Here is a 24249-nt window from a genome sequence, read left to right on the forward strand (position 1 = left end):
CAGGAACTGCTCACCGCCCGTCGGCCTCACCGCGCCGCGCCCGTGACCCGGGGCGCGGCGCCGCGCGCCTCACCCCCTGGCCGGGGGCTCGACGTACAGGCCCGTGCATGCCAACTCGCCGTCCACCTCCGCGCAGGCCTCCACGCCCCGGGGGGACGGCACGGAGACCATCGGGCTGGTGTAGCCGGCGGTGTCCTCGGCCGGATACGCCGCGGAGAGCACGTCCTGGCCCGCGCGCACGGACACCTCCCGGGCGCGCGGGGAGCGCATCCGCAGCTCCGACCAGGCCGTGCCGCAGGACGGTGAGTAGCGCAGCCGGACGTCGTAGGTGCTGCCGGTGACCCTGCTGCCGGTCCGCGCGTCCCTGGCGCAGGCCGACGCGTCGGGCAGCCGGCCCTGGCAGGACCGCCGGTGACAGCGGGGCTCCGCCACCGTCTGCGTACCGGCCGGGCCGTGCCGGCCCCAGAGGGCGAGTACGGCGGTGACCGCGGCGGCCACGCCCAGCAGGACGAGCGCGGGCAGGGGGAGGCGCCGCCACCGGGGTCGTGCCCGGCCGGTTCCCACGGGCGGGCTCGGGGCGGGCGGGCCGTCGGCGGCCTGCCACAGGGCCAGTACGGGCGCGGGATCCACGCCCGCGAGGCGGGTGAGCGACTCCACGGCCGGACGGGGTGGACGCTTGGTGCCGGTCAGGTAACGGTGCCAGGCGGACTTGCTGTACGGCGTGCGGGCGGCCAGCGCGGCCAGGCTCAGCCCGGTGAGCTCCTTCAGCTCGCGCAGTCTGACCACCAGTGACTCGTCCGGCGTGGTCGGCCCTTGGGGGTGCCGCATGGTGCGTCCCTCGACTTCATATCACTATGGGCGTTTCGCCCCTGTTGCCGGGATGGCTTCCCAACGACACGGCGACCGCAACGCGCGGCAAGGTATGAGGACGGTGAGGCGGAGGGAGCGCGCCGAAGGCCTGTTCGGGGAGCGCACGGTTCCCGAACAGGCCTCGGCGGTCAGGGCGTACTGCGGTCCGCGGTCGTCAGCACCACGGAACGGTGGCGCCGACCCGCACGTAGCGGGCGGAGACGAATCCTCTGTGGTGAGGGAGCCGGTACCAGACATGGTTGCCGAACACACCGGAGCCGTAGCTCTCGCAGGTCAGGTACACCAGCCGGTGGTCGTGCCGGTGGCCGACGACTCGGTAGCCCGTACCCGGACCGGAGCGGACGTTCAGCGCCATGCGGTGCGTGGCCACACGACCCGTCACGTGGTGCCGTGTGCGGCGGACGTGGTGCTTCGCGCGGCGGACGCGGTGGGTGGTGTGGTGCCGCCGCGTGTGCCGGGCGGGGGCGGGGAGCAGTGAGGGGAGGGAGCGCTGCGCCGTGGCGGTGGGCGAGGGATGCGGGGTGGTCGCGCCCGCCGGGGCGGCGCCGGCCGCCGTGGGCAGGAACGCGAGCACCGCGACGGCGGCCAGCAGGCCGCTCTGCACGGTCCGTCGGATCATGGAAACCTCCGGCTGTCGTTCTCGTGACCACGAAGCGTGGCCACGACAGCCAGCGTGTCCGTGAGGAGGCGTCAGGATGCCGTCCCCGCCTCCCGCGGGACACCGGGGACGTTCCCGGGGACGCGGCACTCCGGCCGTCTGGTCCTCGGCCGGAAGGCGTTCCACCGTCCTCCCCGTCTCCGGTCACCCCGTGGATGATCCCTCGTCGCCCACGGCACGGCGTAGGTGCCGGGCGATGAGGGCGTAGACCTCCCGGGCCTTCTCGTCATCCGTGCCGTCGTACCCGTGGTCGGCCCCGGCCACGTCGTGGAGCGCGGCCAGCGCGTCCGCCGTGCGCAACCGTTCGGCATAGCGCTCGCCCTCCGCGCGGAGGAGGTCGTACTCGGCCGTGATCACCAACGCCGGAGCGATGCCCCTCAGGTCGGCGGTGTCGGACGGATGGGCCGGCGACACGAGTGGATCCGCACGCCGCCGCGGGTCCGGGACGTACGACGTGTCGAAGACCTCGGCCATCCAGGGCCGCAGCATCGGCCGGGGCACGGCGGCGCGCTTGTCGCGGGCGTCGGTCGCCAGGTCGAGCGGGGGATAGTGCAGCACCTGCAGTGCGATCGAGGGGCCGCCCTCCCGAAGCGCCTGCCGGGCCACGGCCGCCGCGAGCCCGCCGCCGGCGCTCTGGCCGCCCACCGTGAGCCGGGATCCGTCCCAGCCCTCTTCCGTGCCGTGCGCCGCGATCCAGCGGACGACCTCGACGGCCTGCCGGGGCGGTGCCGGGAAGGGGTGCTGCGGAGCGACGACGTAGTCCACGTTGACCACGACGACCCCGGCCTTCGCGGCGAGGAAGCGGCACAGCGGGTCGTCGATCTCGGTCAGGGCCATCACATAGCCCCCGCCGTGGAAGTTCACGTGCACCGCGGGCGGTCGGCCGTCCTCGGTGTCCGCGGGCAGGTAAACCGTGGCGCGGGCCGGTGCGACGGTGGTGGGGATGGTCAACTCGCGCGTTCGGCGAGGGAGTTCCGGGAAACGGGCGTGCCATGACGCATCCGAGCCGGAGCCGCTGGTGCGTCGGCTCGCCAGCCCGGAGGCCGACTGCATCGCCCTTGCGGCGAGTGCGGCCACCGCCGGGCGGGAGAGAAGGGACATACGACTCCCATCGACAGGATTCCTGTTGATTGCGGGCGACGATAACATGCCCTCCCGGCCCTGGTCGGCCGCTGCGGCCGAAGGGGAGCCCGCCCAGCGCCTGGGGGGCCGGGGCGCCCCGTGCGACCCGGACCGGCCGGCTCTTCCGTCGCACGGGCGGCGACTCCCTCGCCCGGTCCGTCGAGGGCGAGTCCGGGCACGAGGCGGGTGCGCGGGTGGGCTCCGCCTGAGCCGCGGAGCCCCCGGCGCCTACCGGGGAGTAATATCCGGGCCAGTCGCCACGAGGAGGAACCGTGCCCCGGTCCGAACGCTCACCCCTGCTGCTCGCCGGCCTGCTGGCCGCCGCGGGTGTCGCCCACTTCGCCTCGCCACGCCCGTTCGACGCGACGATTCCCCGGGCCCTGCCGGGATCACCCAGGACGTGGACGTACGCGAGCGGGGCGGTCGAGCTGGCGCTCGCGGCGGGCGTGGCGCTGCCCCGCACGCGCTCCGTGACGGCCAAGGCCGCCGCGGCCTTCTTCGTCGGTGTGTTCCCCGCCAATGTGCAGATGGCCGTCGACTGGCGACACCGGCCCGCCCCGCTGCGAGCCGCCACCCTCGCCCGGTTGCCGCTCCAGTTGCCCCTGGTGCTGTGGGCCCGCGGGATCGCGCGTGGAGCGGAGGGCCGGGCATGAGCGAGCGCGTCGACGTCGGTGACAAGGTCGAGGACTTCGAACTGCCGGACGAGACGGGTGTGTCCCGACGGCTGTCGGACCTGCTCGCCGAAGGCCCCGTGGTGCTGTTCTTCTACCCCGCCGCCCTGACCCCCGGCTGCACCGCCGAGGCCTGCCACTTCCGCGATCTCGCCGCCGAGTTCGCCGCGGTCGGCGCACGGCCCGTGGGGATCAGCGGGGACTCCGTCGAACGCCAGCAGGAGTTCACCGGGCAGCACCGGCTGGGCATGACGCTGCTGTCCGACCCGGACGGCACGGTCCGTGAGAGGTTCGGTGTGAAGCGCGGCTTCTCGCTGGCACCGACCAAGCGGGTCACCTTCGTGCTGGCAGAGGACCGCACGGTCCTGGAGGTCGTGCGCAGTGAGCTGCGCATGAACACGCACGCCGACCGGGCTCTGGCGGCTCTGCGCGGCCGTCGGGGGTGAGACGCGGGCCGTGCGCGCTTGATGCCCCGGGATAAAGGGATCATTCTGGGGTGTATGGAGCATGTCGCTGCTGTGGCGACCCTTGACGCCCTGGGTGTCGTGACCGGGTGGAGCGAGGGCGCCCGGCTGCTCACGGGCTACTCCGCGGAGGCGGTGGTGGGACGGTCGGCGGCCGAACTGCTCGCCGAGGACCCGCCGCCCGGCTCCGTCGCCGCCCGCACCGGTCCCGTCGCGCTGCGCCACCGGGACGGCCACCGCGTCGAGCTCACCCTCACGGCGTGCCCGGTGCTCGGCGCCGACGCCCGGCCGGCCGGATTCGTCGTCACCGCGCGGCCGGCCGGGGACGGCGAGACCACCCTCGCGGGCCAGGCCTTCCAACAGGCGTCGATGTCCATGACGGTCTTCGACTCCAGTCAGCGCTATCTGCGCATGAACGACGTGGCCTGCCAGGTGATGGGAGTGCCCGAGGAGGCGCTGCTCGGCCGTCACTTCTCCGAGACCGTGGAGGACAGCCGGCAGAACCGGGCCTTCCTGAGCCATCTGCGCCAGATCGCCGAGACCGGCCGCCCGGCCCGCTTCGAGAGCTTCGGCGGTGCGCCGGCCCCGTACCGGGAGCACGCCTGGAACGTCGAGATGTGGCCGGTGCGCGCCGCCTCCGGCGAGGTGACCGGAGTCGCCCTGGCGGCACTGGACAGCACCGAGCAGCTCTGGGCCCGACGGCGCCTGGCGCTGCTGAACGAGGCCGCGACCGGGATCGGCACCACCCTGGACGTGGTGCGCACCGCGGAGGAGGTGGTGGAGCTCCTCGTACCGCGGTACGCCGACTTCGCCAGCGTCGACCTGCTCGACTGGGTCCTCGGGGCCGACGAGCCGCCGATGGTCCCGGAGGGCGACGTCGTGCTGTGCCGGGTCGCCCACGGATCGGTCACCGAGGGCAACCCGGAGGCCGTGCTGCACCTGGGCCAGACGGACGTCTACGGGGGTTCCACCCCGCCCGCACGGGCGCTGCGCACGGGCCGGGCCGTGCTCGCCCAGGCGGGTGAACCGGAATTCGTCGGCTGGGTCGCAGAGCGCAACGCCCGGGGGCCCGAGGGCACCCGGTACCGGGTCGGCGCCCACACGATGTTCGCCGTACCGCTGCGGGCCCGCGGTACCACGCTGGGCGTGGCGGTCGGCGTCCGCATCACCCACCCGGACGACTACGGCGCCGACGACGCGCTGTTCGCCGAGGAACTCGCCAGCCGGGCCGCCGTCTGCATCGACAACGCCCGCCGCTTCGCCCGCGAGCGCACCACCGCCCTCGCCCTGCAGCACAGCCTTCTGCCCCGCGGCCTGCCCGGACAGGCCGCCGTGGACATCGCCCACCGCTATCTGCCGTGCGGGTCGCTGGCCGGCATCGGCGGCGACTGGTTCGACGTCATCCCACTGTCCGGCAGCCGGGTGGGCCTGGTCGTCGGGGACGTGGTCGGACACGGCATCCAGTCGTCCGCGACCATGGGCCGTCTGCGCACCGCCGTACGCACCCTCGCGGACGTCGACCTGCCCCCGGACGAGCTGCTCACCCACCTGGACGACCTGGTGACCCACCTGGCGGGCGACGACAGCGACGAGGAGGCCGCCGAGCTGGGGGCCACCTGCCTGTACGCCGTCTACGATCCCGTCTCGCGCCGGCTCGTCCTGGCCGCCGCCGGCCACCCGGCCCCGGCCCTGATGCTGCCCGGCGGGACCGCGCAGCTCGTCCCGATGGCCGCCGGGCCGCCGCTCGGCGTCGGCGGCCTGCCGTTCGAGGCGACCGAGGTCCAGCTGCCGGAGGGCTCGGTCCTCGCCCTGTACACCGACGGCCTCGTCGAGGACCGCGACCGCGACGTCGATCGCACGACCGAGGAGCTGTGCCGTGCGCTGACCATCCCCGCGGACTCGCTCGAGGCACTCGGCGACAACGTACTGAAGGCCGTCCTGCCCGAGCAGCCCAGCGACGACGTGGCCCTGCTCCTGGCCCGTACCCGCGCGCTCGGCACCGACCGGGTCGCCACCTGGGACGTCCCGCCGGATCCGGCCGAAGTGGCCACCGCCCGGCAGGCGGCCACCGAGCAGCTGGCCGCCTGGGGACTGGACGAGGTCACCTTCATCACCGAACTCGTCGTCAGTGAGCTGGTCACCAACGCGATCCGCTACGGCGTACCGCCCATCCGGCTGCGCCTGATCCGCGACCGGGCCCTCATCTGCGAGGTGTCGGACGGCAGTTCCACCTCACCGCACCTGCGCCGGGCGCACGCCTACGACGAGGGGGGCCGCGGACTGCTGCTGGTCGCCCAGCTCACCCAGCGGTGGGGCAGCAGGCAGACGTCCCGGGGCAAGACGATCTGGGCGGAGCAGCCGCTGCCGGACTGATCACCGGCGCGGACCGGTCACTGGAACGGGCAGCCCGGGTTCGCCGCGTCCTCCGAGAAGGGGGCGCCGTGCGGGAGGACGTAGAGCACGTCGAGCACGAGCGGCGTGTCACCCAGGTTGCGGCCGATGTGCACATGGTCCGGGCCGGGCGGCTCCTGGATCGTGCTGCCCGCGCGGTACACGCCGTCCGGGGCGCAGCCGGAGTCGAAGTGGCTGAGGGTGCCCTGCTTGACGAAGCCGTACAGCGGGCCGTCGTGGTAGTGCCAGCCGGTGCTCTGACCGGGCGGTACCGTGATCTCCCGCAGGGTGTAGTCGGTGCCGTCCACGGTGGTCTGGCTGATGATCCGGGCGGTCACTCCCGGCCCCGCCGGGGTGGCTCCGGCGGTGCCGCAGGTGAATATGGCGGTGGCGGTCACCGTGCCGGTGACGACGGTACGGAGTGCGGTGCGCATGCGGGGACCTCCGGGGACGCGAGCTGATACCGCCGCGAACATAGAGGCCTGACAGGGCTGTTGGGGCCGGAACCGGGTAATCCGGATCATCGTGTGTCAGTGTCGGAGTCCGCGCCGGACCGGGGGGCGAGGCGGTCGGAGTTCCTCGTGCCGTCCGGGGCCGCCGCCCATCCGCCGGCGGGCCCGGACGGGGACGGCCGCCCGTGTCATACGGCCTCACCTCCGGGGGCGGCGATCCCCGCCGTGTTCTCGACCGAGAGCAGGGATTCCTGCCGCCCCGAGCCGAGCCGGCGCACCAGGGCGACCGGGCCGAGGGCGAGGTTCGCGAAGGCGCGCCGTCAGCGCCGCCGTCGCGGCGGCCCAGGCGAACGGCGCCACCGTCCTTCAGAACACACCCGTGGACAGCATCACCGAAACCGACCACGGCGTGGTCGTCACCTCGGGCGACAGAACCTGGACGTTCGAGAAGGTCGTCGTCGCCTCCGGCGGCTGGTCCCGAAGGCTCATGCCCGACCACCTCAAGGCCGTCACGGAAACCCATCGGATCGTCCTGACCTGGTTCGTCGCCCAGGACGGCACACAGTTCTCGCCGGAGAACTTCCCCGTCTTCAGCCGGCAGTACGACGATCGCTCCCTGTACGGCGCACCCGCCGTCGACGGCGTGACGGTCAAGGCATCGGTGGACGCGCCGCTGAGAGGGGGCGCAAGGACAACCCCCGACCCGGACTCCGTGCCCAGGGAACTCACCCCGCAAGAAATCGAAAAGGTCACCGAGACCGTCACCGAATTCTTCCCCGGCCTGATCCCCACCATCGTGCGCTCCGACGCCTTCCCCGACCTTTTCACCGAGGACAGGCATCCCCTCCTCGGCCGGCTGGACGAGAACAGCAGGGTCTACTGTGCCACCGGATTCTCCGGAAAAGGCTTCAAAATGGCCACCGGTTACGGCCACATCGCCGCACACGAGGCGCTCGGCAAGCAGACCGTCGAAGGCCTGGACTTCGTGCGTCCGGACCGGTTCAAGGCCAGATAGCCCCCCCACTTCCGCCGGTTCGGCCCGGCGCGTGCCGAGCCGGGGCCGGCCCGACCCCAGCGCACGGCGTTCACGGCTGGTCTGCCACGCCCACCCTGGAGGCGGTCCGGCGACGGAGCTCACACCTCCAGGCGACTCAGCCAGGCGTCCTGGCCGTCCGCCAACGGGAAGGCCAGGGGCAGCGGCTCGAAACGGCAATGGAACGTCATGCCGTTGTCGCGCCCGGCGCCCGTCACATGGTGGTCCCATGCATCCGGGGCATCCGCGTCGCCGTCCACCTCCAGTTCGAAGAACGTGGTGTGACGGGGGAAGCGTCGGATCGGGTGCGGGGTGTGATCCTCCGCGAGCGGGCGCAGCACCCGCACGCAGGTCAGTCCGCTCTCCTCGGCGACTTCCCGCACCACCGCCTCTTCCAGTCGCTCCTCCGGAGCCACACCCCCCGCCGGGACGTGCGTGCCGGGCGGCAGGTCCGCGTCGTGATCGAACACCAGCAGTTCCAACCGTCCCGCCCTCCGGCGCAGCACGTAGGCAGCGACCCGGACACGTAACGCCAACTCACCCATCATCACAGCGTAGGTGTTGCATCCCCTCGCATGCACCGGGTGATGCTCGCCGGACATGTGCCAGTGGGCGTGGGCGGCAGACCGTCCGATCCGGTCACCGGTACCGAGGTGGGCCCCTGGTGCGTCAGACGGAGGGCCGCCATCCCAGCGCCGGGCCCAACCGCTGTGCCATGTCGGTGAGGATCTGCACGTAGTCCTCGTGGCCGAAGGTGAAGGGCAGTGCGAACGCCACCTCGTCGACCTCGCGGAACGCGGCGTGCGTCTGCAGTCGTTCGGCGATCTCGGCCGAGGTGCCGACCAGGTCCGGCGCGAACAGCAGCCGCGCCGGGCCCTGCGGGGAGGCCGTACGGGGCAGGCGTTTCGCCGCGTACTCCTCGTACCTGGCGCGCTGCTCGGGCGTGGCGGAGTCGGTGGGGATCACCACGAGGCCCTGGGACACGCGGGCCGCCTCGCCGTCCGGGTGGTGGGCGCGGAACTCCCGGATGTGGGACAGCTGGATCTCCGCGAAGTCCGCGGGCCCGTCCGCGACGTCCGCCTTGACCACGCTGCTGGTCAGGAAGTTCATGGCGTGCTCGCCCGCCCGGCGCGCCGAGCCGAGGCTCCCACCGCCGTACCAGACACGGCGGCCCAGCCCGGGGGAGTGCGGCTGCACGACGTCGGCGAACACTTCGAAACCCTCGACCCCGCTGAAGTCCGTGGCCGGCGTGCCCCGTACGAAGTCCAGCAGCCGCCGCACCCGCTCGTAGGAGAAGTCCTCGACGTCGGCCGTGTCCGGGTAAAGGGCCTCCTTCACCTGGTCGTAGTGCATGGGCGGACCCACGCTGACGCCCGGGTTGAGACGCCCGCCGGAGAGGATGTCGACGGTCGCCAGGTCCTCCGCGAGGCGCAGCGGGTTCTCCCAGCCGAGCGGGATGACCGCGGTGCCCAGCTCGATACGCCGCGTGCGCTGCGAGGCCGCGGCCAGCACGGCGACGGGCGAGGAGATGCCGTACTGCAGGTGGCGGTGGCGTACCCAGGCGCTGTCGAAGCCCAGCCGCTCGCCCAGCTCGATGATCTCCAGCGTGGACTCGTGGCCCCGGCGCGGATCGGCCGCGTCGAACAGGCCGATGGTGAGGAAGCCCAGCTTGCGCAGCGGGCGTGCGGCGGACGGCATGGCTTCCTCCGGCGGTTTCGTCGGCTCCGAGGTGCTGTGCCGATTGTCGCAGCCGAGTGTTGCGGGCGTGTGATCAGACCAGCGGAATGACGACCTCGTCCTCGACCGGTGGCGCGATCTCCTGCGCCCGGTTGCCGGTCGCGGCGAAGCAGCGCAGCCGGACGGCTTCCGGGGTGACGTCCAGACGCAGGAAGGACTTGAAGAACGGCGGGCTGTAGGTGGCCGAGCCCGGCGAGAACAGCTGGGTGTAGATCTTCCGCACCGGCAGCCGGAACCGGGAACGGCGCTCGGGGCGGCGTCCGGCACCCAGCAGGCTCGCCACGAGCCGGACGCGGCGGGTCAGGCGCACCGGGGTGCCCGGGGAGCGGGTCGGCGGAATGCCCAGCCGCTCGGCGACGACGGCGGTCGCCTCGGCCTCGGTGAGGGTGAAGAAGCGCCGCAGCCGCAGACGGTGTCCGTACAGCCGGCTGTAGAAGGCCAGGGAGTCGCCGCGCAGGGGGTAGCAGCGGAAGTCCCGCTCGGTGACGCCGCCCACGGAGACGCGTGGGATGGTGTGCGTGGCGTGCATGAAGGCTCCGCCGCCGCCGGAGACGACGTACTGGACGGTCCGGCCGTCCACGTCGACCGGATAGCGCTGGTAGTTGTGGATGTCGCCGCCGATCGCCGCCACGAAGTGATGGGCGGGGTCGCGCACGATGTCGTCGACGGTGCCGCCGCCCTCGATGGTGCAGGGGTGGTGCTCGCCGTCCACGTACAGGGGCGAGCCGGTGACGAGGATCTTCGGGCGCGGCCCCCGCGCCACCTCGCGCAGCCACGCGCCCTGTTCGGCGTCGATGCCGCCGAGCAGCCCGGTGTCGATGCCGATGATCCGTACCGGCCCAGCGTCGATCGCCCAGTAGGGACCCGGCTGGACCGCCCGCTGCTCGGGTGCCGCACGCAACGTCCTCGCGGCGGCCAGGCGTTGCTCGTCCGCCGGACGCGGTCTGTGCCACAGCAGGACGCGCCACCAGGCGCGGGTGAGGGGGCGGGGCGCCGGCTCACGGGCGAGGGGCGGGGCGTCGTCGCAGAAGACGCGCATGAACGCGCCGAGGTCCTCGTACCAGTCGTGGTTGCCGGGTATCGCGTAGATGGGCGCCCGGTAGTCCTGGTAGGGGCGGAAGAACTTGGTGCCGTAGTCGTCGGCGCTGCCGACGGGATAGATCACGTCACTGGCGATCACGGCGAAGGAGGTGTCCTGAGCGGTTCTCAGAAAGCCGGGCACGACCGCGTACTGGGAGGCGTCGCCCTCCCCGGTGTCACCGATGACCATGAAGGAGAACCGGTCACCGTCGTCGCGCCGGATCACCTTGTCGGGCCGGGCGCCGGCGGCGGCCCGCTGGGCCACCCAGCGGGCGCGGGTGCGGCCCGTGGGGTCGCCGAACCAGGACGCCAGCACGCCGTTGCGGGCGGCCCACAGCGTCCTCGGATTCAGCCACGACAACTTCTCGACGTGGTCCGGCATCAGCCGCCGGTAGTCGCCGGGCTCGGCAGCGCCCCAGCCGGCGCCTTCCGCGGTATCGCGTGAGGAGTCAGACACGCGGTGAACCGTAACAACGGCCCGGCGCCGAGCGGTTGGCGGGGCACGCCCCGGCCTGCCTACTCCCGCGTAGGGAAAACCCTCGACTGTCCCAGGAGGTGATGACATGTGCGAGTCAAGAATGTCATTCTCCCTCAGCACGCACGGATCCTCCCCCGTCGTCTCTCCACACGTCACGGTCCCGCACAGCTCAGCTCTTCCCGGACAGCACACCCGTCTGCCCGGTCTGTCACCGGCCGCGACCCGGCGGCCGCAGCAGGAGGAGTACGAGTGAGACGCCTTCCCCACACCCGGGCCACGGCCGCGGCCGCCCTGGTCTCCACCGCGGCCTTCCTTGCCGTCGGCCTCCAGGCGGTCCCGGCCGCCGCCAAGCCGGCCACCCCCCACCCCAGCCCCCTGCGTACCGGCGGGCTCGAGGTCAGACTGACCCCGGCCCAGCACAGCGCGCTGCTCGAGTCCGCCCGGCGGAAGACCTCCGCGACCGCCCGCACCCTCGGCCTCGGCGCCAAGGAGAAGCTGGTCGTCAAGGACGTCGTCAAGGACAACGACGGCACCGTGCACACCCGTTACGAGCGCACCTACGACGGCCTCCCCGTCCTCGGCGGCGACCTCGTCGTGCACACCCCACCGGCCTCCCTGGCCGCCGGCACGGTGAGCACCACCTTCAACAACAAGCACACGATCGAAGTCGCCTCCACCGCCGCGGCCTTCACCAGGTCGGCCGCCCAGGCCGAGGCCCTGAAGACCGCCAAGGCCCTGCGCGCGAAGAAGCCCACCGCCGGCAGCGCCCGCAAGGTGATCTGGGCCGGCACCGGCACCCCCAGGCTCGCCTGGGAGACCGTGATCGGCGGCTTCCAGGACGACGGAACGCCCAGCAAGCTCCATGTCATCACGGACGCCACCACCGGCAGGGAACTCCACCGCTACCAGGCGGTCGAGACGGGCACCGGCAACACCCAGTACAGCGGCACGGTCACGCTGAACACCACGCCGTCCGGGGCGGCGTACCAGCTGTACGACACCACGCGCGGCGGCCACAAGACGTACACCCTGAACAACGGCACGTCGGGCACCGGCACCCTGATGACCGACTCCGACGACGTCTGGGGCACCGGGTCCGGCTCCAACACCCAGACCGCCGGCGCGGACGCCGCCTACGGCGCCCAGGAGACCTGGGACTTCTACAAGAACACGTTCGGCCGCAGCGGCATCAAGAACGACGGCGCCGCGGCCTACTCCCGTGTCCACTACAGCAGCGGCTACGTCAACGCCTTCTGGGACGACGACTGCTTCTGCATGACCTACGGCGACGGCTCCGGCAACACCCACGCCCTGACCTCGCTGGACGTGGCCGGGCACGAGATGAGCCACGGCGTCACCTCCAACACCGCGGGCCTCGACTACAGCGGCGAGTCGGGCGGTCTGAACGAGGCCACCTCCGACATCTTCGGCACGGCGGGCGTCGAGTTCTACGCGAACAACTCCTCCGACGTCGGTGACTACCTCATCGGCGAGAAGATCGACATCAACGGCGACGGCTCGCCTTTGCGGTACATGGACAAGCCGAGCAAGGACGGCGGATCCGCCGACAGCTGGTACTCCGGCGTCGGCAACCTGGACGTGCACTACTCCTCGGGCCCGGCGAACCACATGTTCTACCTGCTGGCCGAGGGCAGCGGCAGCAAGACCATCAACGGCGTCACGTACAACAGCCCCACCTCCGACGGCGTCGCCGTCACCGGCATCGGCCGGGCCGCGGCCCTGCAGATCTGGTACAAGGCGCTGACCACGTACATGACGTCGAGCACCAACTACGCGGGCGCCCGCACCGCCGCCCTCAACGCGGCCGCCGCCCTGTACGGCACCAACTCCACCCAGTACGCCGGGGTCGGCAACGCCTTCGCCGGCATCAACGTCGGCAGCCACATCACCCCGCCCAGCACCGGCGTCACGGTGACCAACCCCGGCAGCCAGTCCGCCACCGTCGGCACCGCGGTGAACCTGCGGATATCGGCGAGCAGCACCAACAGCGGGTCCCTGACCTACGCCGCGACCGGACTGCCCACCGGACTGTCGGTCGACAGCTCCACCGGCGTGATCTCCGGCACGCCCACCACGGCGGGCACCTACAGCACCACCGTCACGGTGACCGACTCCACCGGCGCGACCGGCACGGCGTCCTTCACCTGGACGGTCAGCCCCAACGGCGGCGGTGGCGGCTGCACCCCGGCCCAGCTCCTGGGCAACCAGGGCTTCGAGTCGGGCAACACCACGTGGACGGCGTCCAGCGGGGTCATCACCGACGAGAGCGGCCAGAGCGCCCACGGCGGGTCCTACTACGCCTGGCTGGACGGCTACGGCTCCACCCACACCGACACACTGTCCCAGTCGGTGACCATCCCGAGCGGCTGCAAGGCGTCGCTCACCTTCTACCTGCACGTCGACTCGTCGGAGACCAGCACCAGCACGGCCTACGACAAGCTGACGGTCACCGCCGGCTCGACCACCCTGGCCACGTACTCGAACCTCAACAAGGCCTCCGGGTACACCCAGAAGACCTTCGACCTGTCGTCCTTCGCGGGCTCGACGGTCACCCTGAAGTTCAGCGGTGTCGAGGACTCCTCGCTGCAGACCAGCTTCGTCGTCGACGACACCGCCCTGACGACCGGCTGACCCCCGCCACCGACCGACGTGTCCCGCACGCGGAAGCCGTCCGCGTGCGGGACACGCGCGTCTCAGCCGAAGGTGCGCCCCAGCAGATCGAGCAGCGCCGCCCAGTGCCGCTCGTCGGCCTCCCGGTCGTACGCCGCCGTGTCGGCCTGCGTGTAACCGTGATGGGCGCCCGCGTAGACCTCGCAGCGGTGCCGGACTCCCGCCGCGGTGAGGGCCGCCTCGAACGCCTTGACCTGCTCCTCGGGCAGGGACGGGTCCTGGCCTGCGTGCCCGAAGTACACCTCGGCGGTGATGCGTCGCCGGGCGGCCAGATGAGGGCTGTCCGGGGCGTCGGTGACGAGATGCCCGCCGTGGAACCCGGCCACGGCCGCCACCCGGTCCGGATGGGCGCCCGCGGTGAACAGGGCCAGCCGGGCCCCCATGCAGTAACCGGTGACCGCGACCGGGCCGTCGGCGGTCAGCGTGCTGCCGGCCAGCCAGTCCAGGTAGGCGCCCGCGTCCCGCTCGGCGACCTCGGGCGTCAGCGACTGAATGAGCGGGAACAGTTGCTCCCACATCTGCGGGCGCGCGGCGGGGTCGATGAACTCCGGGAGCTCCACCACCGGTGCGCGGCCGCTGCGGTAGAACAGGTTGGGCACCAGCACCGTGTAGCCGGCCCCGGCGAGCCGGTCGGCCATCGACCGCAGGTGCGGGCGGAGCCCGAAGGCGTCCTGGTACAGCAGGACAGCCGGGTGGGGGCGTCCGTCGGCGGGGTGAGCCAGGTAGGCGTCGGCGGTCCCGTCCTGGGTCGGGATGTCCACGGCGGTGCCCTGTGCGGCGGTCATGGCGGTAGTGCCTCCCTGCAGGGTGGGCGCCGGGATGCCTCCCTCCCCGGCGCGGCGTCTGGGGCCATGCTGTCACGCAAGATCCCGACGGCCGCACAGGCCCCCGCCCTCGGGACGGGTCACTCGAAGCGCGACGTGTCGCCCGCCCCCACCCTGATGATCTCCGCCTCCCCACTGGAGAAGTCGACGACCGTGGTCGGCTCGGTCCCGCAGTCACCGGAGTCGACCACCGCGTCCACCACGTGGTCGAGGCGGTCCTTGATCTCCCAGCCCTGCGTCATCGGCTCCTTCTCGTCGGGCAGCAGCAGCGTGCTGGACAGCAGCGGCTCGCCGAGTTCGGCCAGCAGGGTCTGGGTCACCACATGGTCGGGGATGCGCACGCCGACGGTCTTCTTCTTCGGGTGCAGCAGTTTGCGCGGCACCTCCCTGGTCGCGGGCAGGATGAAGGTGTAGCTGCCGGGCGTCGACGCCTTGACCGCCCGGAACACGTCGTTGTCCACGCGCACGAACTGGCCGAGCTGCGCGAAGTCCCGGCACATCAGCGTGAAGTGGTGCCGGTCGTCCAGGTTGCGGATGGACCGGATCCGGTCGATGCCGTCGCGGCTGCCCAGCCGGCAGCCCAGCGCGTAGCAGGAGTCGGTCGGGTATGCGATGAGTGCCCCCGAGCGGATCGCGTCGGCGACCTGCGAGATGCTGCGCGGCTGCGGGTTGTCGGGGTGCACGTCGAAGTACTTCGCCATCCGTCGAGCTTATGCCGACCCCGCGGTGATCGTCATCGACGCCCCGGCCGCGCGCGGCCGGCCGCACGCGCGGTGGTGGCACCGCGGTCGCGGCACCGCCCCGGAAGTCCGGCGCATCCGCTCCGGAACTCGGTGGTGTAGGGCGCGCGTTCCCGGGCACCCGAGCAACGAAGCGCCCGGTGGACTTCCCCCGGCCCCGGGCAGCGTGTCTCCGCCGGCGGCGCACCTCCCCCCGTGTCCGCCGGCGGAGCCGTACCCTCCGGCAGCCCGGAGCGGAACGCGGCCGCCAGGGGCCCCGGGCCGTGCGTGCGGTAGCTTCCCGTCCGTATGCCGAGGTCAGCGTGGAGAGGCCGACGCGACAGGCGAGAGACGAGGGGAGAGGTCCGAGGTGGCTGGCCGAGCGGACGAGGGACCGCGGACACCGAAACCGGACCGCGGCGCATGGGCCGGGGAGCTCCTCGACCAACTGCGCCCCACCGTGCGCGATCCGCGTCGGCTCGTCGCCTGGCTCGCCCGCACCGTGGACGCGACCGTCTGTCTGCGGGACGGCGACGGCTCCCTGCTCGCCGGGGAACCGATGACCCTGGACGACGAGGTCGTCGACGACGTCACCACCGGACGGATCTCCGCCGCCGCGCTCGAGGACACGGGCCGCCACGTCCGCCTCGTCGCGGTACGCCACCCGGGGCAGCCGCACCCGGGGACGGCGTCGACGGGCGTACTGGCCGTGGCCCGCGAAGCCCCCTTCGACCGGAGCGCCGCCGAGATCGTCACCCACACCGCCGGAGTCGTCGAGCTGCTGCTCAGGGAGCGGGCACCTGCGGCTGGCCATCCTGCAACTGCTCATGGTGGAGGACACCGTCGCCGCCCGCCGGGTCGCCGCGGGACTCTGGCCGGGGCTCCTCGACACCGACAGCGCCTGCGTGTACGTCGTCGAGAGCTCCCCCGAGGACCGGGACGGGGTCGCCGAGGTCTGCCTGGACGCGACCGACGGCCAGGCACTCGTCGTGCGCTGCCCCGCGTCGGACGGGCACGTCATCGTCCTCAGCCCCGCGCCCACGGCTCAGGCACTGCTCCGCTCACTGGTCCGCCAACGCCCCGCCACCTACCTCGGCGGCAGCCTCCGGCAGAGCCTCGCGCAGACCGCGGGCGCCTACGGGCAGGCGATCAGCGCCCTCGCCGTGGCCCGCTTCAGCCCCGACCACGCGGCCGTGTACGCCGAACGCACCCACCCCGAGCGACTGATGGAGCCCGCGGCGCTGCGCGTCTGGTCCGCCGACCTGCTGCGCCCCCTCGACACCCTGCCCCACCACACCCGGGCCGAACTGCTCGCCACCACCCGGCTGGGCCTGCAGTTCACGGCTGTGAGCGCGGCCAAGGTGCTCGGCGTCAGCCGCAACACGGTGCGGGCCCGCATGGACCGCGTCGAGAGTCTGCTGAGCACCGACTTCACCGACCTCACCGTCCGCGCCGTCGTCCACCTCGCGCTGAACACACAGGCCGGCCACGCGGACGCGCCCACCGGCGATGCGGCACTCGCCACCCGCGCCGTGCGGTTCGACGACCTGCTCGCCGGGGCCGCGCTGCGCAGCTGGGCGCACGGCCTCCTCGGCCGCCTGGAGCAGGACGGGCGGGACCTGCGCGGCACGCTGCGCGCCTGGATCGCCGCGGGCGGCAACGCCGAACGGGCGGCCCAGGCACTCGGTGTGCACGCGCAGACGGTGCGCGAGCACGTCCGTGGCGCCGAGCCCGTCCTCGAACGCCGCCTCCTCGCCGCGGGCACCGACCTCTACGAGGTCGTCCTCGCCCATCTGGCCGTCGGTGAGCTGACCGCACCGGAACCGGGCCGGGCGAAACGGGGCTCATCGGACGCACCTGTGCACGGGTGAGCCCTCCACCGGCCCCATCGGGCACCGGCGCGATACCCAACGGCCCAGCTCACACGTAACTTCGGCAGTCCCGGGGGCGCCCGACCGGCACGGGGGACCGGTCGGGCCCCACCAGGGGCCCGAGCGCCCCGCGGGGCGCTCGCGGCGCCGACTCCGGCGTCATCGCCGGATCGTCACCGTCACCCGGCCTCCGCCGGTCACGGCCCCGCCCGCCACCGCGACCGCCGCCGCCGCTCCGGCGTGGCCGGTGACCGCCAGGACGATCACCGCGACGACGGTGAGCAGGCCGGTGACGGCACTGATCCAGCCGAGTACGTGCGGGCCCGCCGCGCCCGGTGCCGGCGTGTGGTTGGTGGATGTCACCGAGTCCCCCTTGTGATGCGTCAACTTCCCTCAAATGCAAGGGCGTTGTCCAACAGGGTAGGGCCCCGCCGGGGGGTCCTGTCTCGGGCCGTATGTGTACAAAACCGGGTCCGGGACTTCGCCGCACCGTACAGCGGGCGCGGCCTTCGATTCCTTGCCGGTCCGTGTCATGCGCCGTTGCGGCGAACGGCGGACCCCGTGGCGCCGCGACGGCGCGCCGGTCCGGGCTCCGTGGGTGTCCTGCCTCTAATGGGATGCCGCGGCCCGTGGACGGACGGCCCGCGCCAGGACGGAGGCAGATGCACGAGATGTCCATCGCGCTCGCGGTGATCGAAGAGGTGGAGGAGGCGGCGCAGCGGGCCGGCGACGTCACCGCGGTGCGATCGGTGCGGCTCGAGGTGGGCGAACTCGCCGGCGTCGTCCCCGACGCGCTGGCCTTCTCCTTCGAACTGGGCTGCGCGGGGACCGTCCTGGAGGGCGCCGAGCTCGTCGTCGACACACTGCCCGGCCGGGCCCGCTGCGGGCCTTGCGCGCACGAGTGGGCCGCCGGCATGCCGCCCCTGCTGAACTGCCCCCGGTGCGACAGCGGGACCACCGAGCTGCTGTCCGGCCGTGAGCTGCGTATCGCCGCCGTGCGCTGGGAAACCGCTGAACCGCCCGCGGCCACCCGCGAACCGATCCCCGAGGAGCGCTGAACCATGTGCCGTGTGGTCGACCTGCAACAGGCCGTGCTCGCCCGCAACGACGAGGCCGCGCGCACCCTGCGTGAGGAACTCGCGGCCCTGGGCACCACCGTCGTCAACCTGCTGTCCAGCCCGGGCAGCGGCAAGACCGCCCTGCTCGAACACGAACTCACCCTGGCCCGGGAGCGGTCCGTGCCGGTCGCGGCCCTCACCGCCGACCTCGCCACCGAGAACGACGCCGCACGCCTGTCGCGTTCGGGCGTCCCCGTCAAGCAGATCCTCACCGACGGTCTGTGCCACCTGGAGGCCTCGATGCTGGCCCGGCACCTCCAGGGCTGGCTGCCGGAGCCCACCCGGCTGCTGTTCGTGGAGAACGTCGGCAACCTCGTCTGCCCGGCCTCCTACGACCTCGGAGAGACACTCCGGGTCGTCCTGGCCTCGGTGACGGAGGGCGAGGACAAACCGCTGAAGTACCCCACCGCCTTCGGTCTCGCCCACCTGGTGGTCGTCACCAAGACCGACATCGCCGGGGCCGTCGGCTTCGACGAGGCGGAGTTCCGCGCCAACGTCGAACGGGTCAACCCTGGCGTGGAGGTGCTGCTCACCTCGGTGCGCGGTGCTCAAGGGCTCGGCGCGCTGCTCGACCGGGCACTCGCGGCGGCGGACGGCGCACTGCTGCACACCCCCGTCATGGGCCGTCCGCCGCACGAACACGCCCTCCCCGCCGACGTCACCGCCGGCGCCCCCGCCCGCTCGTGAGCGTCCTGCCCCCGCCGGCCGACACCGACCGCCGCGCCGCCCTGCGCCGCCGGGTCACCGTACGCGGTGTGGTGCAGGGCGTGGGCTTCCGGCCGTACGTGCACAGCCTCGCCACCTCCCTGGAGCTGACCGGGCACGTGACCAACACCCCCGAGGGCGTGGTCGCGGAGGTCGAGGGAGCGCCGGATGCCGTGGCCCTGTTCTGCGCGCGGATCGCACGGGACGCGCCGCCCCTGGCCCGCGTCGACGCGGTCGACCACCAGGAGCTGCCCGCCGCGGGCTCCGCGGCGTTCACCATCGTCGCCTCCCACGGCGACGGCCCGGCCCGCACCCTGATCCCGCCGGACACCGCGACCTGCGCGGCGTGTCTGCGCGAACTGGCGGACCCCGCCGACCGCCGCCACCGTCACCCGTTCGTGAACTGCACCCACTGCGGACCCCGGTTCACGATCGTCACCGGCCTGCCCTACGACCGGGCGCACACCACCATGGCCGGCTTCCCCATGTGTCCCGACTGTGCCCGCGAGTACGCCGACCCCGCCGACCGGCGCTTCCACGCCCAGCCGGTCGCCTGCCCGAACTGCGGCCCGCGCCTGAGCCTGCGAACCGCCCCGGCCCGGCCGGGCGCGGCACCGGAGGAGAACGGCACGGCGGACCCGGTCGCCGCCGCCCGCGTTCTGCTGGCAGGAGGTGCGATCCTCGCCGTCAAGGGGCTCGGCGGCTACCACCTGGCCTGCGACGCCACCGCCCCCGACGCCGTCGCTCTCCTTCGCCAACGCAAAGCCCGCGGGGACAAGCCGTTCGCCCTCATGGCCAGGACGGCCGACGACATCGAGCACCTGGTGCACCTCGGCCCCGAGGAGCGGGCCCTGCTCGACGGCCCCGCGCGGCCGATCGTGCTGCTGCGCCGCCGCGCGGACGCCTCGCTCCCGGCCGGCCGGCCCCGCCCGGCCCCGGCCGTCGCCCCCGGCAGCCCCGACCTCGGCGTCATGCTGCCGTACACCCCCGTCCACCACCTCCTGCTCGGCCTGCCGGGGGACGCCGAAGGACCCGGGCTGCTGGTCATGACGAGCGGCAACGTCTCCGGCGAGCCGATCGTCACCGACGACGCCGAAGCCCTCGAGCGGCTGGCGCACCTGGCCGACGCCTGGCTCACCCACGACCGGCCGATCCACGTACCGTGCGACGACTCCGTGGTTCGCGTGTGCGACGGCAAACCCCTCCTGGTGCGTCGGGCCCGCGGTCACGCACCCCTGCCGCTGGACCTGCCGGTGCCGGTGCGCCCGGCGCTGGCGGTCGGCGGTGACCTGAAGAACACCTTCTGCCTGGGCGAGGACCGCCGCGCCTGGCTGTCGGCGCACATCGGCGACATGGACGACCTCGCCACCCAGCGGGCCTTCTCCCGCGCCGTGACCCAGCTGGAGTCCGTCACCCCGGTCCGGCCCGTGCTGCTGGCGGCGGACCGGCATCCCGGCTACCGCTCCGCCGGGTGGGCCGAGCGGAACGCGGCGGGCCGGACCGTCGTACGTGTCCAGCACCACCACGCCCATGTCGCCGCCGCGATGGCGGAGAACGGCCTGGACGGCACCCGGCCGGTGCTCGGGGTCGCCTTCGACGGCACCGGGTACGGGGACGACGGGGCGGTGTGGGGCGGGGAGTTCCTGCTCGCCGACTACGACTGCTTCACCCGCTTCGCCCACCTCGCCTACGTGCCCCTGCCCGGGGGCGACTCGGCGGTCCGTCGGCCCTACCGCATGGCCCTGGCCCATCTGCGTGCGGCCGGACTCGACTGGTCCGCCGACCTGCCCTGCGTGAGCGCCTGCCCGCGCGACGAGATGGCCGTACTGGCGCGGCAGCTGGAGCGCGACCTCAACTGCGTGCCCACCTCCAGCATGGGACGTCTCTTCGACGCCGTGTCCTCCCTCTCGGGGGTGTGCCACAGGGCCGGATACGAGGCTCAGGCGGCCGTGGAGCTGGAAGCCGCCGCGCTGGACGCCGGTGCCGAGGACGGCGGCGCCTACGCCTTCGCCCTGCCGGAGCAGCCGGGCGAAGGTCCGGTGCGGGCGGATCCGGCGCCCGTCCTCGCGGCGATCGTGGCCGACCTCAGGGCAGGTGTGCCGACGGCGACCGTCGCGGCACGTTTCCACCGGGGCGTCGCCGACCTGGTCCACCGGCTCTGCGTACGCGCACGGGACCGGCACGCGGTGGACACGGTCGCCCTCACCGGGGGCGTGTTCCTCAACTCCGTGCTGTCCTCGGCCTGCGCCGCGGCCCTGGACGGCGACGGCTTCACGGTGCTGCGCCATCACCTGGTCCCGCCGGGCGACGGCGGTCTGGCCCTCGGCCAGCTCGTGGTGGCCGCCCGCGCCGGACTTCCCGACTGACCCAGAGCGAGGAGAGGCCCATGTGCCTGGCGGTACCCGGCAGAGTGCTGCGGATCCAGGAACGCGACGGTACCCGGATGGCCGACGTCGACTTCGGCGGCGTGGTCAAGGAGGTGTGCCTGGAGTACCTGCCGGACCTCCAGGTCGGCGAGTACGCCATCGTGCACGTCGGATTCGCGCTGCAGCGCCTCGACGAGGAGTCGGCGCGGCAGACACTCGAACTGTTCTCCGAACTCGGCATGCTCGAGGAGGAGTTCGCAGATCCCTTCGAAGCGGCCGCGGGCGAGGAGGCGCAACTGTGAAGTACATCGACGAGTTCCAGGACCCGGAGCTGGCCCGTCGGCTGCTGGACGAGATCCACGCCACGGTGACCCGGCCCTGGGCCCTCATGGAGGTCTGCGGCGGGCAGACGCACTCGATCATCCGCCACGGCATCGACCAGCTCCTCCCGGAGCAGGTCGAGCTGATCCACGGCCCGGGCTGCCCGGTGTGCGTGACTCCGCTGGAGGTCATCGACAAGGCGCTGGAGATCGCCTCCCGGCCCGAGGTGATCTTCTGCTCCTTCGGCGACATGCTCCGTGTGCCGGGCACCGGACGCGACCTGTTCCAGGTCCGCGGCGAGGGCGGGGACGTACGGGTGGTCTACTCGCCACTGGACGCCCTGCGGATCGCCCAGCAGAATCCGGACCGCCAGGTGGTGTTCTTCGGCATCGGCTTCGAGACGACCGCGCCGCCGAACGCCATGACCGTCCACCAGGCCCGCAAGCTGGGCATCCGCAACTTCAGCCTGCTGGTCTCGCACGTGCGCGTCCCCCCGGCCATCGAGGCGATCATGCGCTCCCCGGACTGCCGGGTGCAGGGCTTCCTGGCCGCCGGGCACGTGTGCACCGTGATGGGGATCGACGAGTACCCGGAGCTGGCCGAGCGGCACCGCGTCCCGATCGTCGTGACCGGCTTCGAACCCCTCGACATCCTCGAAGGGATCCGCCGCACCGTGGCCCAGCTGGAACGCGGCCGGCACCGCGTCGACAACGCCTACGTCCGGGCCGTCCAGGCCGGCGGCAACCCGGCGGCCCGCGCCATGCTCCAGGAGGTCTTCGAGGTCACCGACCGTTCCTGGCGGGGCATCGGGGTGATCCCCGGCAGCGGCTGGCGGCTGTCCGCCGCGTTCCGCGAGTACGACGCCGAGTTCCGTTTCTCCGTCGAGGACATCCAGACCCGCGAACCCGCCGAGTGCCGCAGCGGCGAGGTTCTGCAGGGCCTCATCAAGCCGTACGAGTGCGAGGCGTTCGGCACCCGCTGCACCCCGCGCACCCCGCTCGGGGCCACCATGGTCTCCAGCGAGGGCGCCTGCGCCGCGTACTACCTCTACCGGCGCCTGGAGACCAGCCCCGCCGCCCGGGAGGCGAGCCCCGTTGCCTGACACCACCGACACCCTGGACCTGAGCGGCTGGACCTGCCCGGCCCCCCTGCGCGACCAGCCGCGGATCGTCATGGGCCACGGCGGGGGCGGCACCCTCTCCGCCGAACTGGTCGAACATGTCTTCGTCCCCGCCTTCGGCTCGGACACCCTGGCCCAGCTGGGCGACGCCGCCGCCGTGACCCTGGGCGGGGCCCGGCTGGCCTTCTCCACCGACTCCTACGTCGTGCGGCCGCTGTTCTTCCCGGGCGGCAGCATCGGGGACCTCGCCGTCAACGGCACCGTCAACGACCTCGCCATGAGCGGCGCCCGGGCCGCCTACCTGTCCTGCGGTTTCATCCTCGAGGAGGGCGTGGAGCTGGAGACCGTCTCACGCGTGGCCGAGGCGCTCGGGGCCGCGGCGCGGACGGCGGGGGTCGAGGTGGCCACCGGCGACACCAAGGTGGTCGAGGCCGGACACGGCGACGGGATCTACGTCAACACCGCCGGCATCGGTCTCGTACCCGACGGGGTCGACCTGCGCCCACAACGGGTGGTGCCCGGCGACGTGGTGATCGTCAGCGGTCCGGTCGGCGTGCACGGCGTCGCCATCATGAGCGTGCGCGAGGGCCTGGAGTTCGGCGTGGAGGTCGTCAGCGACTGCGCGCCGCTGGGCACCCTTGTGGAGGCCATGCTCCGCGTCACCCCGGACCTGCATGTGCTGCGCGACCCCACCAGGGGCGGTATCGCGGCCTCCCTCAACGAGATCGCGGCCGCCTCCGGCACCGGGGTCGTGATCACCGAGCGGGAGGTGCCGGTCCCGCCGGCCGTCGCGAACGCCTGTGCGATCCTGGGCCTGGACCCCTTCTACGTCGCCAACGAGGGCAAGCTGGTCGCCTTCGTGCCGCGCGAGCACGCCGACGCCGTCCTGGCCGCGATGCGGGCCCATCCACTGGGCGCGGAGGCCAGGATCATCGGGGAGGCGGTGACCGACCATCCGGGGATGGTCGTGGCCCGCACCGGACTCGGCGGAACGCGGGTGGTCGACATGCCGATCGGGGAGCAGCTGCCGCGTATCTGCTGAGCCCCGAGGATCACCCGTCGCACACCGGGGCGAGGACGGCCAGGGTGCCGTTGGCCCGGCGGAGCGCCAGTTCCAGGGTGGTGGGGGAGTGCAGCGAGCCGGTGCCGTCGGGCGGGATCAGCCATTCCAGGAAGCGGGCCGCACGGTACGGAGGCGGTACGGCGACCCACGCGCCCTTGGTGGTGTACCGCAGCCCGGCGCCGATCCACCGGCCCGCCGGGTCGGGCGGCAGGAAGAAACCGACCCGGCGGGCCGCGGTGTCCACGAGCGTGGGCCCCGGGACGGGCAACGAGGGCTGCCACAGCAGGTCGAGGGTGAGCAGGCCCAGCCGCTCGGGCACGCTGAGCACGTCCCAGAACCGGCCCGCCTCGAGCAGCACGATGCCGTCGCCGTGGTCCCACTGCCGTTTGCAGGCCCGGGGGTCGGGCGCGGCGGCGGCGAGCCACTCCACGCCCTGCGTCCACATCGTGTTCGTCATGCGCTGCTCCGGATGGATATCTGACACTCGGGGTGACT

Annotated in this window: 22 protein-coding genes and 1 pseudogene; 12 read left to right on the forward strand and 11 right to left on the reverse strand. The window is 72.9% G+C overall.

Annotated features, from left to right (window positions below; genetic code table 11):
* Positions 1-69 precede the first annotated feature (69 nt).
* The 3 genes from ACWC21_RS14220 to ACWC21_RS14230 form a co-directional block, all read right to left on the reverse strand.
* Positions 70-828, reverse strand: coding sequence for an XRE family transcriptional regulator (locus ACWC21_RS14220; protein ID WP_450881455.1), 759 nt, complete (start codon positions 826-828; stop codon positions 70-72).
* Between the two features lie 196 nt (positions 829-1024).
* Positions 1025-1489 (reverse strand): SH3 domain-containing protein, encoded by a 465-nt coding sequence (locus ACWC21_RS14225; RefSeq protein WP_450881457.1) that lies wholly within the window; start codon positions 1487-1489, stop codon positions 1025-1027.
* Between the two features lie 183 nt (positions 1490-1672).
* A complete protein-coding gene (locus ACWC21_RS14230; RefSeq protein WP_450881459.1) occupies positions 1673-2629 on the reverse strand; it encodes an alpha/beta hydrolase fold domain-containing protein in 957 nt (318 codons plus the stop codon).
* Between the two features lie 293 nt (positions 2630-2922).
* Here ACWC21_RS14230 and ACWC21_RS14235 point away from each other — a divergent pair, with 293 nt between their 5' ends.
* Genes ACWC21_RS14235 through ACWC21_RS14245 form a run of 3 tightly spaced genes read left to right on the forward strand, consistent with a single transcriptional unit; the run spans position 2923 to position 6158 of the window.
* On the forward strand, positions 2923-3303 hold the full coding sequence (locus ACWC21_RS14235) for a DoxX family protein (RefSeq protein WP_450881461.1): 381 nt from the start codon (positions 2923-2925) through the stop codon (positions 3301-3303).
* Positions 3300-3767 (forward strand): peroxiredoxin, encoded by a 468-nt coding sequence (locus tag ACWC21_RS14240; RefSeq protein WP_450881463.1) that lies wholly within the window; start codon positions 3300-3302, stop codon positions 3765-3767. Before ACWC21_RS14235 ends, ACWC21_RS14240 begins: the two co-directional genes overlap by 4 nt.
* A 54-nt stretch (positions 3768-3821) precedes the next feature.
* Positions 3822-6158, forward strand: a complete 2337-nt coding sequence (locus tag ACWC21_RS14245) for a SpoIIE family protein phosphatase (protein ID WP_450881465.1) — start codon at positions 3822-3824, stop codon at positions 6156-6158.
* 17 nt (positions 6159-6175) lie between these two features.
* Here the strand turns inward: ACWC21_RS14245 and ACWC21_RS14250 are convergent, their stop codons facing one another.
* Positions 6176-6610 carry a cupin domain-containing protein gene (locus tag ACWC21_RS14250; protein ID WP_450881467.1) on the reverse strand — a complete coding sequence of 145 codons (435 nt, stop codon included), beginning with the start codon at positions 6608-6610 and terminating at the stop codon, positions 6176-6178.
* 91 nt (positions 6611-6701) lie between these two features.
* Here ACWC21_RS14250 and ACWC21_RS14255 point away from each other — a divergent pair, with 91 nt between their 5' ends.
* Positions 6702-7643 (forward strand): FAD-dependent oxidoreductase, encoded by a 942-nt coding sequence (locus tag ACWC21_RS14255; protein ID WP_450881469.1) that lies wholly within the window; start codon positions 6702-6704, stop codon positions 7641-7643.
* Between the two features lie 119 nt (positions 7644-7762).
* Here ACWC21_RS14255 and ACWC21_RS14260 read toward each other — a convergent pair whose 3' ends face one another.
* The 3 genes from ACWC21_RS14260 to ACWC21_RS14270 all read right to left on the reverse strand — a co-directional run bounded on the left by ACWC21_RS14260 (position 7763) and on the right by ACWC21_RS14270 (position 10935).
* The gene (locus ACWC21_RS14260; protein ID WP_450881471.1) at positions 7763-8206 is read right to left on the reverse strand and encodes an NUDIX domain-containing protein; all 444 of its coding nucleotides are present in this window, start codon (positions 8204-8206) and stop codon (positions 7763-7765) included.
* Between the two features lie 124 nt (positions 8207-8330).
* Positions 8331-9359 (reverse strand): LLM class flavin-dependent oxidoreductase, encoded by a 1029-nt coding sequence (locus ACWC21_RS14265; RefSeq protein ID WP_450881473.1) that lies wholly within the window; start codon positions 9357-9359, stop codon positions 8331-8333.
* Between the two features lie 73 nt (positions 9360-9432).
* Complete coding sequence (locus ACWC21_RS14270; protein ID WP_450881475.1) at positions 9433-10935, reverse strand: metallophosphoesterase family protein; 1503 nt, start codon at positions 10933-10935, stop codon at positions 9433-9435.
* A gap of 270 nt (positions 10936-11205) precedes the next feature.
* On the opposite strand from ACWC21_RS14270, the gene ACWC21_RS14275 reads away from it, so the two are divergent.
* The gene (locus ACWC21_RS14275; protein WP_450881477.1) at positions 11206-13608 is read left to right on the forward strand and encodes a M4 family metallopeptidase; all 2403 of its coding nucleotides are present in this window, start codon (positions 11206-11208) and stop codon (positions 13606-13608) included.
* A 62-nt stretch (positions 13609-13670) separates the two neighbouring features.
* Here ACWC21_RS14275 and ACWC21_RS14280 read toward each other — a convergent pair whose 3' ends face one another.
* Both ACWC21_RS14280 and ACWC21_RS14285 read right to left on the reverse strand, forming a co-directional pair.
* Positions 13671-14432, reverse strand: a complete 762-nt coding sequence (locus tag ACWC21_RS14280) for a dienelactone hydrolase family protein (RefSeq protein ID WP_450881479.1) — start codon at positions 14430-14432, stop codon at positions 13671-13673.
* Between the two features lie 119 nt (positions 14433-14551).
* Positions 14552-15172 carry an L-threonylcarbamoyladenylate synthase gene (locus ACWC21_RS14285; protein WP_450881480.1) on the reverse strand — a complete coding sequence of 207 codons (621 nt, stop codon included), beginning with the start codon at positions 15170-15172 and terminating at the stop codon, positions 14552-14554.
* A 388-nt stretch (positions 15173-15560) separates the two neighbouring features.
* Between ACWC21_RS14285 and ACWC21_RS14290 the strand changes: the two are divergent.
* A pseudogene (locus tag ACWC21_RS14290) lies at positions 15561-17061 on the forward strand (helix-turn-helix domain-containing protein).
* A 159-nt stretch (positions 17062-17220) separates the two neighbouring features.
* Here ACWC21_RS14290 and ACWC21_RS14295 read toward each other — a convergent pair.
* A complete protein-coding gene (locus ACWC21_RS14295) occupies positions 17221-17424 on the reverse strand; it encodes a hypothetical protein (protein WP_450881482.1) in 204 nt (67 codons plus the stop codon).
* 299 nt (positions 17425-17723) lie between these two features.
* Here ACWC21_RS14295 and ACWC21_RS14300 point away from each other — a divergent pair, with 299 nt between their 5' ends.
* The 6 genes from ACWC21_RS14300 to hypE are packed head-to-tail and all read left to right on the forward strand — an operon-like array spanning position 17724 to position 23733.
* On the forward strand, positions 17724-18119 hold the full coding sequence (locus ACWC21_RS14300) for a hydrogenase maturation nickel metallochaperone HypA/HybF (RefSeq protein WP_450881484.1): 396 nt from the start codon (positions 17724-17726) through the stop codon (positions 18117-18119).
* Between the two features lie 3 nt (positions 18120-18122).
* Positions 18123-18866 (forward strand): hydrogenase nickel incorporation protein HypB, encoded by a 744-nt coding sequence (hypB, locus tag ACWC21_RS14305; RefSeq protein ID WP_450881486.1) that lies wholly within the window; start codon positions 18123-18125, stop codon positions 18864-18866.
* Entirely contained in the window at positions 18863-21250 is a 2388-nt protein-coding gene (gene hypF / locus ACWC21_RS14310) for a carbamoyltransferase HypF (protein WP_450881488.1), read from the forward strand. The genes hypB and hypF overlap by 4 nt, the downstream gene beginning before the upstream one ends.
* A gap of 20 nt (positions 21251-21270) precedes the next feature.
* Positions 21271-21552 carry a HypC/HybG/HupF family hydrogenase formation chaperone gene (locus tag ACWC21_RS14315; RefSeq protein WP_450881490.1) on the forward strand — a complete coding sequence of 94 codons (282 nt, stop codon included), beginning with the start codon at positions 21271-21273 and terminating at the stop codon, positions 21550-21552.
* Positions 21549-22673: a hydrogenase formation protein HypD gene (gene hypD / locus ACWC21_RS14320; protein ID WP_450881492.1), complete on the forward strand. Its 1125-nt coding sequence runs from the start codon at positions 21549-21551 to the stop codon at positions 22671-22673. The genes ACWC21_RS14315 and hypD overlap by 4 nt, the downstream gene beginning before the upstream one ends.
* Positions 22666-23733: a hydrogenase expression/formation protein HypE gene (gene hypE, locus ACWC21_RS14325; protein ID WP_450881494.1), complete on the forward strand. Its 1068-nt coding sequence runs from the start codon at positions 22666-22668 to the stop codon at positions 23731-23733. Before hypD ends, hypE begins: the two co-directional genes overlap by 8 nt.
* 10 nt (positions 23734-23743) lie before the next feature.
* Here the strand turns inward: hypE and ACWC21_RS14330 are convergent, their stop codons facing one another.
* Positions 23744-24211 (reverse strand): hypothetical protein, encoded by a 468-nt coding sequence (locus ACWC21_RS14330; RefSeq protein ID WP_450881496.1) that lies wholly within the window; start codon positions 24209-24211, stop codon positions 23744-23746.
* Positions 24212-24249 lie beyond the last annotated feature (38 nt).

The organism is Streptomyces sp. NPDC001348 (genome assembly GCF_053597535.1).